The sequence below is a fragment of the Geodermatophilus bullaregiensis genome, assembly GCF_016907675.1.
Taxonomy (GTDB): domain Bacteria; phylum Actinomycetota; class Actinomycetes; order Mycobacteriales; family Geodermatophilaceae; genus Geodermatophilus; species Geodermatophilus bullaregiensis.
On record NZ_JAFBCJ010000001.1, the window covers coordinates 367788 to 382560 of the forward strand.

The window sequence follows — 14773 nt, forward strand, 5'->3', positions numbered from 1 at the left end:
CCGATGCGCTGCCCTAGCCGAGCCACGGCAGTGGATGCGCCATTGGAGTCAGTGAAGACTCTTGGCCGCCTTCTTTCGTGCCTTCTTCTTCGCCGCCTTGCGCGCGCTCTTGCTGCCCTTCTCCGCAGCCTGGTCCCGTGCCTTCTTGGCTGCCTTCTTGCCGGCCTTCTTCCTGCCGTCCGCAGCTGCGTCCGTGGCAACCACGACCGTTCCCACAGGGGATCCGGATGTGGTGGCCTGCGATCTCTCGTCCGCGGCCTTCGCAACGCCGCCCTCGGCGGCCGCCGACCCGGGCGACATCGCCACGCCGTCGGCTTGGGTGAGCATGGTCTTGAACCCGGTGCCGGCGCGGAAGACCGGGATCACGGACGCGCCCACCCGGATCGCCTCCCCGGTTCGCGGGTTGCGTCCCAGACGTGGCGCCCGCTCGCGGCGGTCGAAGGTCCCGAACCCGCTCAACGACACCCGCTCACCGCGGGCGACGCTGCCCTCGATCTCCTCCAGCACTCCGTTGACGGCAGCCACGGCCGTCGTGCGATCCCCGTTGAGCCGCTCGGTCATCTTGGCGATGAGGTCGGACTTGTTCACAGGCGCTCTCCTTCATCTTGTGGCACGCAAGGAGCAATCCGGTGGAGCGGACAGCGCCTTCACCCAAACCGCAACACCCGCCAGGCACAAGACGGGCATCGCTCGGCACAGAGCCGCGCGGGTGCCAGGTGACGAGTCGACGACTGTCTCTCCGCCGGACGTCCGCGGGAGCGCCGGTGGACAACCGCTACGCGGCGCATCGGTAGGCGAGGCGCGACGCGGCACCCGGCCGGATCACGCGCCGCGGCCGGCATCGGCGAGGTCGAGGACCTGTCGTCCGACCGCGGCGTGAGGCGGTGCCGACCGCCACGGGGAAAGCGGCCGACACCGACGGCACCATGACCGCGGGCAGGACGGGATGGCGCGGTGACCTGGTGGCAGCTACTGGGCTTGCCGCCGGTGCTGATCGGCGCCGGGTGCGCGTGGTGGGCGGTCCGGGACCGATGGGTGCACCGCAGGACGCCGGCGTGGGTGGGCGAGGTCACACCGAGGGTGTGACCTGCGCCGGCCGGCTCACCTACCGTCGCCGGCCTGATCGGCGTAGGCCTTGCGGGCTGACGTCTTCGAACGCATGGCCGACCAGTGGGGGCGCCAGATCCGCTACGGCGAGCCCCGGGACACGCCCGAGCCCGGTAGCGACATCTCGATGGACCGCGCGTTCCCCTCGGAGCTGCGGGTCTCGACCTCGACGACATCCGCCTCCTGCGCTCGGCCGAGCCACGCATCGCCGCGCAGCTTCAGGCGATCTGCGCGGCTGATGGCAGAGCTGAAGGCCGAGCTGCGCAGCGCCCAGCGCCTGTTCCGGATTGGACTACTGACCTCGGAGCGCCAGACAACACAGGGCCCCCAAGGAAGGGCGCCAACTTCATGGATCCCAGACGTGCGAAGCGGATCCACCACGGTCCGCCTTGGTACATCTGCGCAGGTGAAGCGCTGTATGGAACCGTGGCGCATCGCGGTGGACAACCGCGCCGGAGGGATGATGGTGGTCAGGAGGGCGCCACTGATCCGCGGTCAGCTCGGGTGCCCGCCAGACGAGAGGACCTCGGTGTAGTGCTCCCCGAGGAGTCCCCGATGAGGCGCCGCCGACGGTGAGCACCCCCGTCGCAACATCGACGCGGACGCCACCTGGGCCGTCGACCAGCTGAGTGTGGACTGGAACCAGCAGGCCGCCTTGAAGGCTGCGCAGTACCTCGAATACACCTCGTTCTCCCGCCAAGGCCTCGTTGACCAGCTGGTCTTCGAGGGCTTCACCCCTGCGGAGGCTGAATTCGGGGCGAGCCAGGCGTACGACGGCTGATCCTCCATTCACCCAGCCGGTCTCCCCACACGCACCTCCACGCTCAAGGTGTTGCGAGGACCACTTGAATCCGTCCAGTTCCGTGCCCGGACCTTTCGCGCGGTCTTGGCCGCCGCCGGGCTGCAGGGCTCGATGGGTCGCGTCGCCGCCGCCGGAGACAACGCCGCAGTGGAGTCGTTCTGGGCGCTGCTGCAGAAGACCATCCTCGACTGGCGGCGCTGGCGCACCCGCGACGCGCTCCACAACGCGGTCGTGTTCTGGATCGAGCACACCTACAACCGCCGACGGCGCCAGCGCGGGCTCGGCACGCTCACTCCGGTCGAGTACGAACTCGCCGTCATCGACCAAGACGCCGCCGTCGCGGCATGATCAGTCCCAACCGCCGTCAACCGGAGCTGCAGCAGTCCCAACCATGCACGAGGTCGCTCGTCTCCGGACGCGACAGGCGGCTTCGGCCCCGGCGGTTGAGTCCGTGGGGAAGCGTCAGTACCGGACGGTGATCTTCCGGGCCCGGCCGTCGACGGTGATCTCGCCGCCGTGCGGAAGAACGAGCTGGGGGTCTGTGTGGCCGAAGTCCACGTCGAGCACCACAACCGCATCCGGCGCGTACTCGGTCAGCGCTGCCAGCACGGCCTGGTGCTGTTGCTCCCGGTAGGCCTGCCGCTGCTCAGGAGGGTGCGGCGTCCCGAGGAAGCGGGCCTTCGCCCGGCCGACCAGCACGGCGGCGAACTGGCCGAGCAGGCCCCGTTCGCCCAGGCACATCAGCACCCGGGCCACGAAGCTCGCCGAGGGCAACTCCTCGGAGGTCTCCAACAGCAGCACCGCGCCGGCGTACTCCTCATCCGGTTGCATCCAGCGGCCGGTGCGCAGCTGGAAGTCGATGATCTCCAGGCAGCCTCCCCAGCCCGGACCGCTGACCCGCCGTGCGGGGCCATACCAGGACCAGGCCGGGGCGGGCTCCAGCACGGGCGCGGTCGTCAGGGCGGCCGGCTCGGCCCAGTCCGGATCCGCGTCCGTGAAGGCGTCCGGCTCCGGCAGCTCCCACTCCCCCGGCTCGAACAGCGCCCGGCGCAGCGACTCCCGGGTCAGCGGGTGCATCGCCCCCGGTCGGCCCCACTGGACCATGACCGCGCCGCCGTGGTACCCGACGATCCCCAGCCGCCACAGGTAGTGCAGCAGGTTGGTGGCGTCGCTGTAGCCGAACACCGGCTTGGGATGCGCGGCCAGCAGCTGCGCATCGAGATGGCGCAACACCTTGAGCTGATCGTCTCCACCGATGCTGATCAGCACCGCGGCGATCTGGGGATCGGCGAAGGCGGCGTGCAGGTCCTCCGCTCGCTGCTGCGGAGACGCTCCCAGCATGCGGGTGGTCGCGAACTCCACCGGGTCCAGCGCGAACTCCGTCCGCAACCGGCGCAGACCCAGCTCGAACGGGATCGGAAAGACCGCCGGTAGCGCAGCCGACGGCGACAGCACCGCCACCCGATCACCCGGCCGGGGCTTGGGCGGATAGGTGAGACGGGTGGTCACGACGCCCTCCCCACGTCTTGAGCCGTGATGTGGCTGCTGGGGCCGCCGCCACGTGGGGCGGTCACCGCGCACCGGGGCCTGGCCGGCGCCGCGCAGACGTCATGGTGTTCCACCCCCTGCCCATCGGACCACTCCCTCGAGGCCGGGACCTCAATCACTGCCCGCCCCCGAGCTCGACCCGGTGGACCGGTGTGGTCGCGTCTGAGCAGTCCTTCGCAGAACTGACCGAGCACCATCGCGGAGCCGGCCGGGCTGGCGACGACCCGCCTCCAGCGGATGCTGCACCGCTCGGGCTGCGGTCCGGGGTTGCTGGCCACCACCGCGCTCGACCGCAACCCGCGCCATCCGCCGCCGATGACGATCTCCGTGAGCGGCGGGTGTGGCGGCAAGGGCGGTGTGTCCACGCGGATTCGAGGCGCGAGAACTCACCCGATGACTCATCTGCTCTCGCTCCTGCGCCAACTGCGGTGTCGCGGCTCTGAACAGCGCCTCTGGTGCTCGCTGCCCGAAGACGCCGGGCGAGCCGATGCGGGTGCAACCCAGTTGCGCGAGGGCGCGGACCAGCGGAGATGCCTGGGCTGTCGACCTGCGGCTTGCCTGTGGTGGAGCCTGGAGCGAGCAGCTCCCGCGCACTCGGCGGATGTCGCCGGACCGTGCTCGAGTGAGCTGACCGCTGGTCAGCTGACCGCGCCCGGGCCGTCCGACGCGCGATGACCCGGTGGCTGCTCGGCTGCGGCCAGGATGCGGTCGACGTTGTCCGGTGCGAAGAAGTCCGCTGGTGACTCGACCCCGGCGTTGACCCGTGCGAACCGGTCCATCGCCTCTTGGTTGCCGTGGACGGCGGCGAGCAGGCGCCGGAGCTCAGGCGGCGGCGGTTCCAGAGCCGCGAGATCCAAGGTGAACTCGTACATCGGGAGGACCCGTTCATCCCGTCGGGACTGGTACTCGCCCAGGGCGGCGTCGAACGGACGCCCCGCGGAGAAGGTCTCGTGCACGGCGGTGGCGCACAGTTCCGCGTCGTGGAAGGCGTCCTGTATGCCCTGCGCCGTGATGAAGTCCTTGTTGTACCCGGCGTCGCCCACCAGGACCCAGCCGGGCCCGTAGGGCTTGCGGAAGAAGTTGGGCACGACGGCGCCGACGAGGCGGGTCTGGCGGGTGGCCGTGCGCAGCCGCTCGGCGAACGGCCGAGCCAGTGCGAGCGTCTGCAGGTAGTTGCCCTCGAGGTCCTTCTTGTTGGCCTCGAACTCGCGGTACGGCCAGCCGGCGATGACCAGCGTCAGGTCGTCGTTCGTGGCCCATGCGGCGAAGGCACGATTCGGGCGGTCGTACGCCTCCCAGCGGCCGTCCATCGGCAGGTCGCTCCAGTAGGCGTAGTACCCGCACAGCAGCGGCGGGTGCTCGTGGTACTGCTCCGGTCGCACGAGGCGGGCCACGAGCGAGTGCAGGCCGTCCGCGCCGACCACCACTCGGGCGCGCTCGTCGACAGTGCGGCGCTCGTTCCTGCCGTGGCCGCGGATGCCGACGACTGCGCCGTTCTCGGTGACCAGTTCGTTGACCGTGAAGCCCTCCCGGACCTCGGCGCCCGACTCGGCTGCCGCATCGACCAGCAGCTCGTCCAGCGCTGTCCGCCGCGGGGCGTACGCGACCGGGAAGTCCGCGTCCCCCGGTGACCCGGAGAGCGTGAAGGGCCCGAAGTCGAACGCGTAGGTGTCGATCGGTGGACATCCCGTGGTGATGACCCGGTCGAGGAGGCCCCAGCGCTGCAGCGCCGCCACGCCCGGGGGATGGATCAGATGGGTGGAGACGGTGTCGCTGGGGAAGGTCGAACGGTCGACGAGTAGAACCCTGTATCCGTAGCGGGCCAGCAGCATCGCGGTGGAGGATCCGGCACACCGGGCTCCGACGACGATGACGTCGTGTTGGTTCTCGTGCATGTCGCACCGCCCAGACGGTGGAGCTGAGACCACGAACGTAGCGAAACCCAGTACGTGGAGACAGAGCGTGCAGACGTGGTGCCGCATCGCTGCAGGGCCGTCCCGATGTCCCCGGGTTCAGAGAGCACGGTGGGTGCGCGCGTACGCGGGCGTGGAGAGGCAACGACTCGCCCGACAAGTCACCGCCCATGCTTTCCGCCACCTGCAGTTCTGCGACCGTGAACCAGCGCTGTCGACGTTCGCGCCCTGAGGATGCCCGGCGAGCCGAGGCGGGTGCAGCCCAGCCGCGTCAGGCATCCGACCAGCGAAGACGCTTGATCCTGGCGTCCTCGTGGGGCTGGCACAGCGCTCACCAGCCCGATGACCTGCCGCCGGCCGCCGCGGAGGCGACGCGGACGATCCAGCCGGACAGCCGAGAAGTGCGGGCGGTCAGCCGCTGGTCGGAGGCTGGAGGAGAACTGGAGGTCGCCCTGACCGACGGCCTCGAGATCCCCGGACCACCGGAGGACCGCTGCAGATCCTCATCGACGAGGAGATCGCCGCGCTGCTCAAGATCTGCGCGATCCCCGCGGCCGGCCCGCGTGTTCGACCACGCCGTCCTCCTCGGCCGCCGCAATGAGGTGGTGCTGCGGCTGCTGCTCGACACGACGGGGGCGCGCCGCACGCTCTCGGTGTGGGCGCCGGAGGTGAACAGCCCCAGGAACCGGCGTTCGGCTGAAGGTCAACGGCGCTGTGACCCGGTGGCCATCCGGGTTCAGCTCGGCGGCGGGTGGAAGGTGCGCGGCATGACCGGACCGAGTACGTCGGCGGCGACGACCGTGGTGTCCGCCGGCGGGTGCGTGTAGGAGTCCACGACCCGCGTCCTTGCGGGCCGAACCCCGGATCGGGACTGGTGGCCCACGAGCGGGGACGTCGCTGGCGCACGCCTTCGGCCAGCAGGATCCGGCGCACCTGGGACCCGGCGATGTCGATGCCGGCCGCACGGGCCGCGGCGGTCAGCGCATCGAGGGTCCACACCGCCGCACCTGTGGCGTTGGCGGCGACCAACTCGCCCGGCGCCGTTACGGATCAGCCGCTCCGGCGGCGGATTGGCCACCGCGGCGATCAGCTGAGAGCACTGATCCTGGGCGGCGGGCGAGTGAGCAGCAGCTTCGGGATGGTCGATCACCACCACGGCGCCACCTTCGGTGGTCTCTACTCAACCCCTCGTCGAGGAACGCCGCACCAGGAAGGATGGCGGGCGGCGGAGCCGGGAGGAGGTCAGGCACGGGCGGCAGCTGGGGGTGCGCGGCCCCGCCCGGCCAACGAGATCTGACCGTCCGTTGCCGGCACGCCGCAGACCGCTCCGCCGCCGCAGCCCCCGTTGTCGCCGGCCGTCACCGGCGGGAGCATCGCGCCGCGCGGGGGCTGAGTGAGGAGGCGCCATGCCTCGCTACCTGTTCATCGGCAACTACTCACCGCAGGGCTCGAAGGCGCTCCTGACGGCCGGCGGCACCGCTCGCCGAGCCGCCATCGAGACGATGGTCTCGGAGCTGGGCGGTCGGGTGGAGAGCTTCGACTTCGCGTTCGGGTCCGACGACGTCTACTCGATCGTCGAGCTGCCCGACACCCGGACGGCGACCGCCGCCGCGCTCACGGTGAACGGCAGTGGCGCCGCCAGCGTGCGCACCGTCGTCCTCATGACCCCCGAGGAGGTCGACGCGGCGGGCCAGGTGCAGCCGAACTACCAGCCGCCCACCTCCTAGCGCTCTCCCGGGGTGGAACTCCTGTTCCTCGCGACCGTCATGGGCGTGGCAACGGGAGAACGACTCCGTGCCGCCCGACAGGGGTGACGGCTCGGCGTCCAGACCTCGTGATCGTCGGGAGCTGGTCGGCGAAGCCGCGCCGCTCCACCCACTCAGCGGCGAGCGGAGCAGGTCAGCCGCAGCCCGCCGGGGGCCACATTCAGACGGCAGCGCCTGAGACGCACAGAACGGCACAGGTCGGACTACCAGCGACATTCGGTGCAGGAGGCCGACGTCGTGGGGGCCACCTCCCTCGGCCTGAGGTTCGGCGGCGCACACGGCCCGCCCTTAGCTGATGCGGCGCCTTCTCATGGGCGGCTACCTCCGCCGCGACCTGGGGCTACGCACGCGGGTCTCACGGCGCCTGGAGCGAGTTCTCAGGAGTAGGTTCTCGTCGCTACCTGGTGATCTCTGAGTCACTGTCGAGCAGAGGACGTCTGAGATGACGGCTGTGGAACCCCACCCGCCGATCGATCCAGAACTCGAGGCCGTGTGGCCGACGCTGGTCGAGGCTGGGCTGACGTGGACGAACGTGACACCGGATCAGATCCCGCACCTGCGGGAACTCTTCCTGGCCGATCAGCCGACCGACGACTTCCTCCGTCGCGGCGGGACCATCGAAGTCGAGGAGCGCTCCATCCCCGGCCCCGAGGGAGCACCCGAGCTGCCGGCTCTCATCCTGAGGCCGGCCGGGCGCACCGGCCCCCTCCCATGCCTCTACTACACGGCCAACGGCGGCAAGATCCTCCGGTCGACCCGGCTGGCGATCACCGACCTCGAGCTGGACTGGATCGCCGACCTGGGGGTCGTGATGATCAGCGTGGCGCCTCGTGTCGGACCGGAGGATCCGCATCCGGCCCAAGTCGAGGATGCCTACGCCGGCCTGGTCTGGACGGCCGAGCACGCTGCCGACCTCGGAATCGAGGCCGACCGCATCTTCATCTTCGGCAAGAGCGGTGGAGGTGGCGTGGCCGCGGCCACGGCGCTGATGGCCCGCGACCGGAACGGTCCCGCCCTGGCCCACCAGATCCTCATCTACCCGATGATCGATGACCGGGAGACCACGATCTCGAGCAAGTTCGAGGATGTCCTGTGGGACCGCGCCACCAACCGGACCGGCTGGTCAGCCATTCTCGGCGACACCGTCGGCGGACCAGACGTCAGCCCGTACGCTGCCCCGGCCCGAGCAACAGACCTCAGCGGACTGCCGCCCACCTATCTGGAGACCGGCTCGTCGGAGGTCTTCCGGGACGAGATCCTCGACTACGGAACGCGGCTGGCACAGGCTGGCGTGCCGATCGAGCTTCACTCCTGGGCGGGCGGATTCCACGGCTTCGAGCTCTTCGCACCGGACGCCGAGGTCTCCCGTGCAGCCGTTGCTGCGCGAACGAGCTACCTGCGGCGCGCTGTGCGGCCAGCCAAGACCCCAACCGCTCCGGTGTAGAAGCTGCCTGAGCAACTCCGAGGGGATGAATCGGCCCTGCTTCGCATCTTGCGACTGACTCGGCCGTCAGAGCTTTCGGTTGGCGACGAAGTTCGTGGGCTGGATGGTTCGTTCCTAGCTGGAGACCAGTCCGGCGCTCGCGGGCAGGATGGCGTCCAGGTGGTCGCGTCGGCCGAAGTGACGCGTCACAGCGGTGTGCTGGTTGGCTGACGGCTGACGGCTGACGGCTGACGGCTGACGGAGTATCCCGCCCGGTGTGCGGGCGTACTCGATGGATCTGCGGGAGCGGGTGGTGGCCGCGGTCGATGCGGGGCTGACCCAGTCGCAGGCGGCGGCGGTGTTCGGGGTGTCGTTGCGGAGCGTGGAGCGGTACCTGGCCCGCCGGCGGGCGACCGGCATTCTGGCGGCGAGCGAGCAGCGGCACGGGCCGGGAGCCGACGGTGCGCCGCCGGCTGCTGGCCTGGCTGCCCGCTCGGCTGGACGCCGCGGCCGATGCCACGCTGGCCGAGCACGTGGCGGCGTTCCTCGCCGCCAGCGGTGAGCCGGTGTCGCTGGCGAGCATGTCGCCGGCGATCGCCGGCCTGCCGCCCGAACCCGGCACGGAGCTGACCCCGGGCGGGCGTCGGCGGCGGGCGGGGCGGCCGCTGAAGCAGAAGGCCCGAGCGCCACCGAGCGCGACGAGGACGCGCGGGCTCGGTGGCGCGAGCAGATGAGCGGGGTGAATCCGGCGCGGCTGGTGTTCGTCGATGAGTGCGGCCCGCACACCTCGACGACCCGCCGGGGGGCCCGGGCGGCGCGTGGGATGCGGGCCCGCGGGGCGGTGCCGCGCAACCGCGGGCCGGTGACCACGCTGCTGGCCCGGGTGAGCCTGGCCGGGATGAGTCCGGCGATGACGGTGGAGGGCGGCACCGACACCGCGGTGTTCGCCACCTACCTCGAACGCATCCTGCTGCCCGCGCTGCCTGCCGGAACGGTGATCGTGGTGGACAACGTCGGAGCGCACCAGCCGGAGCGAATCCGCGAGCTGGTGTACGCCGCCGGGGGTGAGCTGGTGTCCCTGCCGGCCTACTCGCCGGACCTGTCTCCGGTCGAGGAGGCGTTCAGCAGGCTCAAGGCGTTGGTCAAGGCGGCCGCCGCGCGCACCCGGGCAGCGTTGGACGCCACGATCGCCGCCCTGGCAGCCGTCACCGCCGCCGATGCCGCCGGCTGGTTCTCACACGCCGGCTACCGCACCCGACAAGTCACCTGAACACCGCTGTCAGAGCTCGCCAGTTCTTCAGGTGGCTGATGCCGTGCTCAACGCGGATCCCCTGCGCCGCGGGGCCTGGCGTTCGGCCTGGTGCGCCGCGGCGAGGGCGGGCGGGACCGGCAGCTGGTTCTTCCGCCGGGCCGGCCGCCGGGGTCATGACCGCGCCGGCGGTCTGCGCGCTCAGGCCCTGAGAGCCGGCGTCGGCGAGCAGGGTGACACAAGCATGAGGGTCAGCAGCTCCACCAGCGGCGTCTGCACCATCGGACATACCTGAGCCTCGCCCGAGTCGCCCCGGCCCAGGCGGAGCGGTGACGTGACGCCGGCACTGGCCCGTCGGCGCGCGCCGCGGTCCTCGGCCATGTGCTCACTGTGCACTGAGCGCCAGTACGCACGATCGGTTGTGCCGTCCGGGGGGGCTCGGAGGTGCACGCGGGGCTCGTCCCCGGGACGGCGGACTGACGGGCACTCACTCCCAGTGGCTTCATGGCACCGCCGGGCACCGGCCGACGGTCCTGCACGATCGCCTGCAAGCGGTGGGATCTACCGCTCCACCACGAAGGCGATCTTGCAGTGCACCTTGTAGAGGGACAGGTTGCCGTTCTCGTCGACGTCGGCGTTGCTGCCGATCACCTCGACGCCACGGATGCCGCGGACGGTCTGCGCCGCTGCCTGGACGGCGTTGCGCACGGCGTCGCTGAAGGAGTTCGGCGAACTGCCCACGATCTCGCTGATCCGGACGACAGCTCCGGGGACGTGGTCCTGCTTCTCTGACATGTCTCCTCCTGAAGCTACCGGCGCTAGTGCGCACCGTAGGTGGAGCGACACTGCTCCGCACCAGGACTTTCGACCCTTCTTGTCGAGCGCCTGCCGCGCCCAGCGGCTGACCGGCGTCACCGCGCGGCTCCCGCCCCGAGGGCAGGGCGGTGCGACGGCGAGCGCGGCGACCGCGTGGCCGTCGACTCACAACCGGCGCGGCCACCCTCCTCGGTGAGTTCGCTCGAGTACGCCATGCCGGGCACGGTGCAGGCGCGGCACCCCAGCGCACTGGCATCTCAGGAGGGACCCAGCCACTCGACACACCGGGACGGGCCGGCTATCCCGGGGGTGGCTATGCCGGTTTGGAGCCTGGCCGGCCGCTCGGGCGCGCGAGGGCCCGGGCGCGAACGCCCGGGCCCTCGCCGGGGGTTCCCGGGTCAGGCCTGCGCTCCGGCGCGAGAGCCGATCCGGTCCAGTGCCTGCAGCAAGTACCGGCGGAAGACCTCGTGGTTCTCGCTCATCGGGAAGTGGCCGATGTCCTCCATCTCGATGAACTCGCCGTTCTTGATCTGTCCGGCGGTCCGGCGTCCGTCCTCCGGGGTGGTCAGGTAGTCATACGTGCCGGTCAGCATGACCACCGGACACCGGTCGCCGTCGATCTGGTCGAGCTTGTCCCGCAGGTCGTGGTCGACCGAGTAGAAGTACAGGTCGCCCTTGAACGCCTCGGAGCCCTGCGAGTAGTAGAACCAGGTCTTCCAACGGTCGGCCTCCGGCGACTGCGGAGCCATCAGGTCCCAGACCCCGCTCGCGCACACCTGCGCCGCGTTGGCGTGCGGGTGCTGCCACCAGTCGAGGTAGAAGCCCGGCGAGTAGTCGGCGGCCTCGACCGGAATCACGGCACGGAAGCGGTCCGGGTACCGCAGCGCCAGTTGCAGCGCCACGTTCCCGCCGAAGGAGGAGCCCATGAAGATCGGCTGCTCCAGCTCCAGCTCATCGCACAGCGCGACGATGAACTTCGTGTAGTGCTCGGCAGTGAGCCGGTACTCCTCCTTCCACCACTCCGTGTTCTCGGGCGGGTCCGACTTGCCGTGCCGGGGCAGGTCGTAGGCGATCACCCGGTGATCGGCGGTGATCTCCTCGTCCTCCAGCAGCCCCCGCCACTGGTGGTTGTGGCACCCGGCGGTGTGCTGGCACAGCAACGGCTGACCGGTGCCGTTCTCGAGGTAGAAGACCTTGTACTGGACGTCGTCGACGTCGACGGTCACGTAGTGACCGGTGACCGGCGAGATGCGTGGCATGAGGGCCTCCAACTCAGACGGGCACACCGACGGTGCGCAGGAGTTCGATCTGGCGGGTGATGCAGCGCAGGTTCTGCATCAGGACGAGCACGTCGCCCTCGAGCTTCATGTCCCGGCGGAACGTCGCCGCCCAGATGCCGTGGAACATCGGCGCGGGGACCTCGGTGCCGAACCCGCGCCACGTCTCGGCGCCGGCACGAATCGCGAACTGGTAGCCGACGTCCAGCGGTCCGGGGTCGATGGCGAGCTCAGCCACCTTCCCCGACGTCATCCGCACCACGAAGTGGTGATCGGCCATGTCGAGCAGATAGCCACAGGTGAAGTACTTGCCGTGGGCCTGGATCTCGGGGTCTCGGTCCGTGGCGTCGGTGAACGAGCGAACCCATTCCTCGACGGTCGGTGTCGTCGTTGCAGCGGTCACTGGCGGATCTCCTGACCTGGCTGGTGGTGGCGCAAGCGGGGTGCGCCGATGACGTCACAACAGGCGCGCGGTCGCATCGACTGCCTGGGTGGAGTACTCCTGCGGGGCCCGACCGTGGGCCCCCGACGGGATCGGACGCAGCGGTCCTGCCCGGTGGCGCCCTCGACGCCGCAGGGCTCCCCGGCCGGACTGCGTGCACCCTGTCCCGGAACGGCGGGAGCGCGCTCACCGGCGGTCCCTCCGGGCACGACGGCGGAGCTGGCATCGCGGCCTCGATCCGGCTGGATCCCGGCGACGCTACTCCAGGCTCCTGGGCCGCGCAGAGTGAGCCGGACGATGCCATGGGATGACCCGGCCGGGTGGGGGTGGCGAGGCGCCGGTGGGCGTGACGCCGCCCGAGCCGTGCTGATCAGGTCGTCCGGGGACACCCGTGCCTTCTCGAGCACGGGGTGGGGGCGGTCAGGGGGTAGCGACGACTGAGAGCAGCTGCAGCTTCTCGTGGGTCTCGCTGCCGGGTTCCGCGGTGTAGACCAGTAGCGAGTGGGCCTGCTGCGGGTCTGACAGGGTCTGGCACTGCAGCTCCAGCAGTCCGACCTGCGGGTGGATGAACCGCTTGACCGGTCCCGGTCGGAGCCCGACCTCGTGGGTGGCCCAGACCTCACGGAACTCCTCGCTCCGGGTCAGCAGGTCCTCGGCCAGCGCGGCGGCCCGGGAGCGCGGGCCTCGGCGCGCGATGACCTCCCGCAGCCCCGAGGCCCACGTGCGGGACAGGAACGCGTGGTCGTCGGGGTGGTACAGGTTCCGGGCCGCGGGGTCGGTGAACCATCGGTAGCCCAGGCTCCGACTCGGGCCGGTGCGCAGCGAGGCGTCCCCGAGCAGGGCGGTGCCCATCCGGGTCTGCCGCAGGGTCTCCCCCAGCTCGGTCACCACCTCGGCCGGGGTGTCGGCGAGCCGGTCCAGGACGCGCAGGATGCCCGGGCCGACGTGCTGGCTCTCCGCGCCCCGAGCCGGTGGATGGTGCCCGGCCAGCCGGAACAGGTGGTCGCGCTGGTCCAGCGACAGGTGCAAGCCCTGCGCGATCGCGGCGACCATGCCCTCCGAGGGCTGCGGGCCGCGCTGTCGCTCCAGGCGGGCGTAGTAGTCCGCGGACATGTGGCTCAGCGACGCGACCTCCTCCCGGCGCAGCCCGCTGGTCCGTCGGCGCTGACCCCGCGGCAAGCCGACGTCCTCGGGCTGCAGCGACTCTCGGCAGGTACGCAGGAACTCCGCCAGCCCGCTGCGGTCGATGTCCACGCGCTCTCCTTCGTCCTGCTCCCGGTGTCTCGACCTTCGTACCGGCCGTGGACCCGGACAGGCAGGACCTGTCGATCCCCCTCTCCGGCGCCAGGCTCGGCCTGTGCAGCCACGGATCAACAGGCCGTGGATGCGGCGTCGGAGTGCGCGCAGTGTCGTCGGTGACCCGCTCGACCGCGACCTTGGAGGTCCCCGTGGCCCGCACCCCGATCGACATCACCCTCCCCGACATGACCGGCAGCCGCGCCGTCGTCACCGGCGCCAGCGACGGCATTGGCCGGCACATCGCCACCCGTCTCGCGGCGGCGGGCGCCGAGGTCGTGCTGCCCGTCCGCAACCCCGACAAGGGCCGCACCGCCCTCGCCGCGATCGAGGCGGCCGTGCCGGACGCGCAGGTGTCGCTGCGGACGATGGACCTGTCCTCGCTGGAGTCCGTCGCCGCCTTGGGCGCCACGCTGCGCGCCGAGGGCGTCCCGGTCGGCATCCTGATCCTCAACGCCGGCGTCATGACCCCACCGGAGCGGCAGACCACCGTCGACGGGCACGAGCTGCAGTTCGGCACCAACCACCTCGGGCACGTCGCCCTCGTCGGGCAGCTGCACCCGCTGCTGGTCGCCGGTCGCGCCCGCGTGGTGTCCCAGGTCAGCGTCGCGGCCAACCAGGGCGCGGTGCACTACGAGGACCTGGACTGGGAGCGGTCCTACGACGGCATGAAGGCCTACAGCTCCTCCAAGATCGCGTTCGGGCTGTTCGGGCTCGAGCTCGACCGGCGCAGCAAGGCCGCCGGGTGGGGCATCACCAGCAACCTGTCCCACCCGGGCATCGCACCCACCGCGCTGCTGGCCGCCAGACCCGAGGTCGGCCGGTCCCGGGACACCCTGGGCCGCCGGCTCATCCGGGTCATGTCCGCCCGCGGGATCTTGGTCGGCACCGTGGAGACCGCGGGCCTGCCCGCGCTGCTGGCCGCCACCGACCCGGCCGCCGACGGCGGCCGGTTCTTCGGCCCCAGCGGCCCCCGCAACCTCGGGGGCGCACCGGCCGAGCAGCCCCTGTACGGCCGACTGGCCGACCGGGAGCAGGCCGCCCGCATCTGGGACCTGTCCCTGCGGCTGACCGGCATGACCGGCCTGGGCACCCCGGCCGCCGGACGTGACATCGAGGCCGCGTCGTGATCGA

15 protein-coding genes are annotated in these 14773 nt (G+C 71.1%); 8 read left to right on the forward strand and 7 right to left on the reverse strand.

What is annotated here, in order from left to right; all coding sequences use genetic code 11:
* Window positions 1-48: 48 nt before the first annotated feature.
* Window positions 49-588: an HU family DNA-binding protein gene (locus JOD57_RS26010; RefSeq protein WP_204690316.1), complete on the reverse strand. Its 540-nt coding sequence runs from the start codon at window positions 586-588 to the stop codon at window positions 49-51.
* A gap of 1150 nt (window positions 589-1738) precedes the next feature.
* Here JOD57_RS26010 and JOD57_RS01640 point away from each other — a divergent pair.
* On the forward strand, window positions 1739-1888 hold the full coding sequence (locus tag JOD57_RS01640; RefSeq protein WP_204690317.1) for an Ltp family lipoprotein: 150 nt from the start codon (window positions 1739-1741) through the stop codon (window positions 1886-1888).
* A gap of 105 nt (window positions 1889-1993) precedes the next feature.
* Entirely contained in the window at window positions 1994-2257 is a 264-nt protein-coding gene (locus JOD57_RS01645) for an integrase core domain-containing protein (RefSeq protein WP_204690318.1), read from the forward strand.
* A gap of 114 nt (window positions 2258-2371) precedes the next feature.
* Here the strand turns inward: JOD57_RS01645 and JOD57_RS01650 are convergent, their stop codons facing one another.
* Complete coding sequence (locus tag JOD57_RS01650; protein ID WP_204690319.1) at window positions 2372-3418, reverse strand: S66 family peptidase; 1047 nt, start codon at window positions 3416-3418, stop codon at window positions 2372-2374.
* Window positions 3419-4095: 677 nt separating this feature from the next.
* The gene (locus JOD57_RS01655; RefSeq protein ID WP_307824368.1) at window positions 4096-5439 is read right to left on the reverse strand and encodes an NAD(P)/FAD-dependent oxidoreductase; all 1344 of its coding nucleotides are present in this window, start codon (window positions 5437-5439) and stop codon (window positions 4096-4098) included.
* Window positions 5440-6776: 1337 nt separating this feature from the next.
* Between JOD57_RS01655 and JOD57_RS01660 the strand changes: the two genes are divergently transcribed.
* The 5 genes from JOD57_RS01660 (at window position 6777) to JOD57_RS01680 (ending at window position 9829) form a co-directional block, all read left to right on the forward strand.
* Entirely contained in the window at window positions 6777-7097 is a 321-nt protein-coding gene (locus JOD57_RS01660) for a GYD domain-containing protein (RefSeq protein ID WP_204690321.1), read from the forward strand.
* Between the two features lie 481 nt (window positions 7098-7578).
* Entirely contained in the window at window positions 7579-8580 is a 1002-nt protein-coding gene (locus tag JOD57_RS01665) for an alpha/beta hydrolase fold domain-containing protein (protein WP_204690322.1), read from the forward strand.
* Between the two features lie 271 nt (window positions 8581-8851).
* Entirely contained in the window at window positions 8852-9121 is a 270-nt protein-coding gene (locus JOD57_RS27175) for a helix-turn-helix domain-containing protein (protein WP_204690323.1), read from the forward strand.
* Window positions 9021-9293 (forward strand): hypothetical protein, encoded by a 273-nt coding sequence (locus tag JOD57_RS01675; RefSeq protein ID WP_204695054.1) that lies wholly within the window; start codon window positions 9021-9023, stop codon window positions 9291-9293. Before JOD57_RS27175 ends, JOD57_RS01675 begins: the two co-directional genes overlap by 101 nt.
* A complete protein-coding gene (locus tag JOD57_RS01680; protein WP_239568048.1) occupies window positions 9290-9829 on the forward strand; it encodes a transposase in 540 nt (179 codons plus the stop codon). Before JOD57_RS01675 ends, JOD57_RS01680 begins: the two co-directional genes overlap by 4 nt.
* Window positions 9830-10369: 540 nt before the next feature.
* Here the strand turns inward: JOD57_RS01680 and JOD57_RS01685 are convergent.
* From JOD57_RS01685 to JOD57_RS01700, 4 genes are all read right to left on the reverse strand, one after another.
* Window positions 10370-10603 carry a dodecin family protein gene (locus tag JOD57_RS01685; RefSeq protein ID WP_012948692.1) on the reverse strand — a complete coding sequence of 78 codons (234 nt, stop codon included), beginning with the start codon at window positions 10601-10603 and terminating at the stop codon, window positions 10370-10372.
* Window positions 10604-11022: 419 nt separating this feature from the next.
* On the reverse strand, window positions 11023-11883 hold the full coding sequence (locus JOD57_RS01690; protein WP_204690324.1) for an alpha/beta fold hydrolase: 861 nt from the start codon (window positions 11881-11883) through the stop codon (window positions 11023-11025).
* Window positions 11884-11896: 13 nt separating this feature from the next.
* Entirely contained in the window at window positions 11897-12304 is a 408-nt protein-coding gene (locus tag JOD57_RS01695; RefSeq protein ID WP_204690325.1) for a hypothetical protein, read from the reverse strand.
* 459 nt (window positions 12305-12763) lie between these two features.
* A complete protein-coding gene (locus tag JOD57_RS01700; protein ID WP_307824370.1) occupies window positions 12764-13597 on the reverse strand; it encodes a helix-turn-helix transcriptional regulator in 834 nt (277 codons plus the stop codon).
* 194 nt (window positions 13598-13791) lie between these two features.
* Here JOD57_RS01700 and JOD57_RS01705 point away from each other — a divergent pair, with 194 nt between their 5' ends.
* The gene (locus JOD57_RS01705) at window positions 13792-14769 is read left to right on the forward strand and encodes an SDR family oxidoreductase (RefSeq protein ID WP_204690326.1); all 978 of its coding nucleotides are present in this window, start codon (window positions 13792-13794) and stop codon (window positions 14767-14769) included.
* Window positions 14770-14773 lie beyond the last annotated feature (4 nt).

What these genes read in the sequence shown, in the direction of transcription:
- JOD57_RS01660 (WP_204690321.1), top strand. Translation starts at nt 6,777, where the DNA reads ATGCCTCGCTACCTGTTCATCGGCAACTACTCACCGCAGGGCTCGAAG.
- JOD57_RS01655 (WP_307824368.1), bottom strand. Translation starts at nt 5,439, where the DNA reads ATGCGGCACCACGTCTGCACGCTCTGTCTCCACGTACTGGGTTTCGCT.
- JOD57_RS27175 (WP_204690323.1), top strand. Translation starts at nt 8,852, where the DNA reads ATGGATCTGCGGGAGCGGGTGGTGGCCGCGGTCGATGCGGGGCTGACC.
- JOD57_RS01680 (WP_239568048.1), top strand. Translation starts at nt 9,290, where the DNA reads ATGAGCGGGGTGAATCCGGCGCGGCTGGTGTTCGTCGATGAGTGCGGC.
- JOD57_RS01665 (WP_204690322.1), top strand. Translation starts at nt 7,579, where the DNA reads ATGACGGCTGTGGAACCCCACCCGCCGATCGATCCAGAACTCGAGGCC.
- JOD57_RS01690 (WP_204690324.1), bottom strand. Translation starts at nt 11,883, where the DNA reads ATGCCACGCATCTCGCCGGTCACCGGTCACTACGTGACCGTCGACGTC.
- JOD57_RS01685 (WP_012948692.1), bottom strand. Translation starts at nt 10,603, where the DNA reads ATGTCAGAGAAGCAGGACCACGTCCCCGGAGCTGTCGTCCGGATCAGC.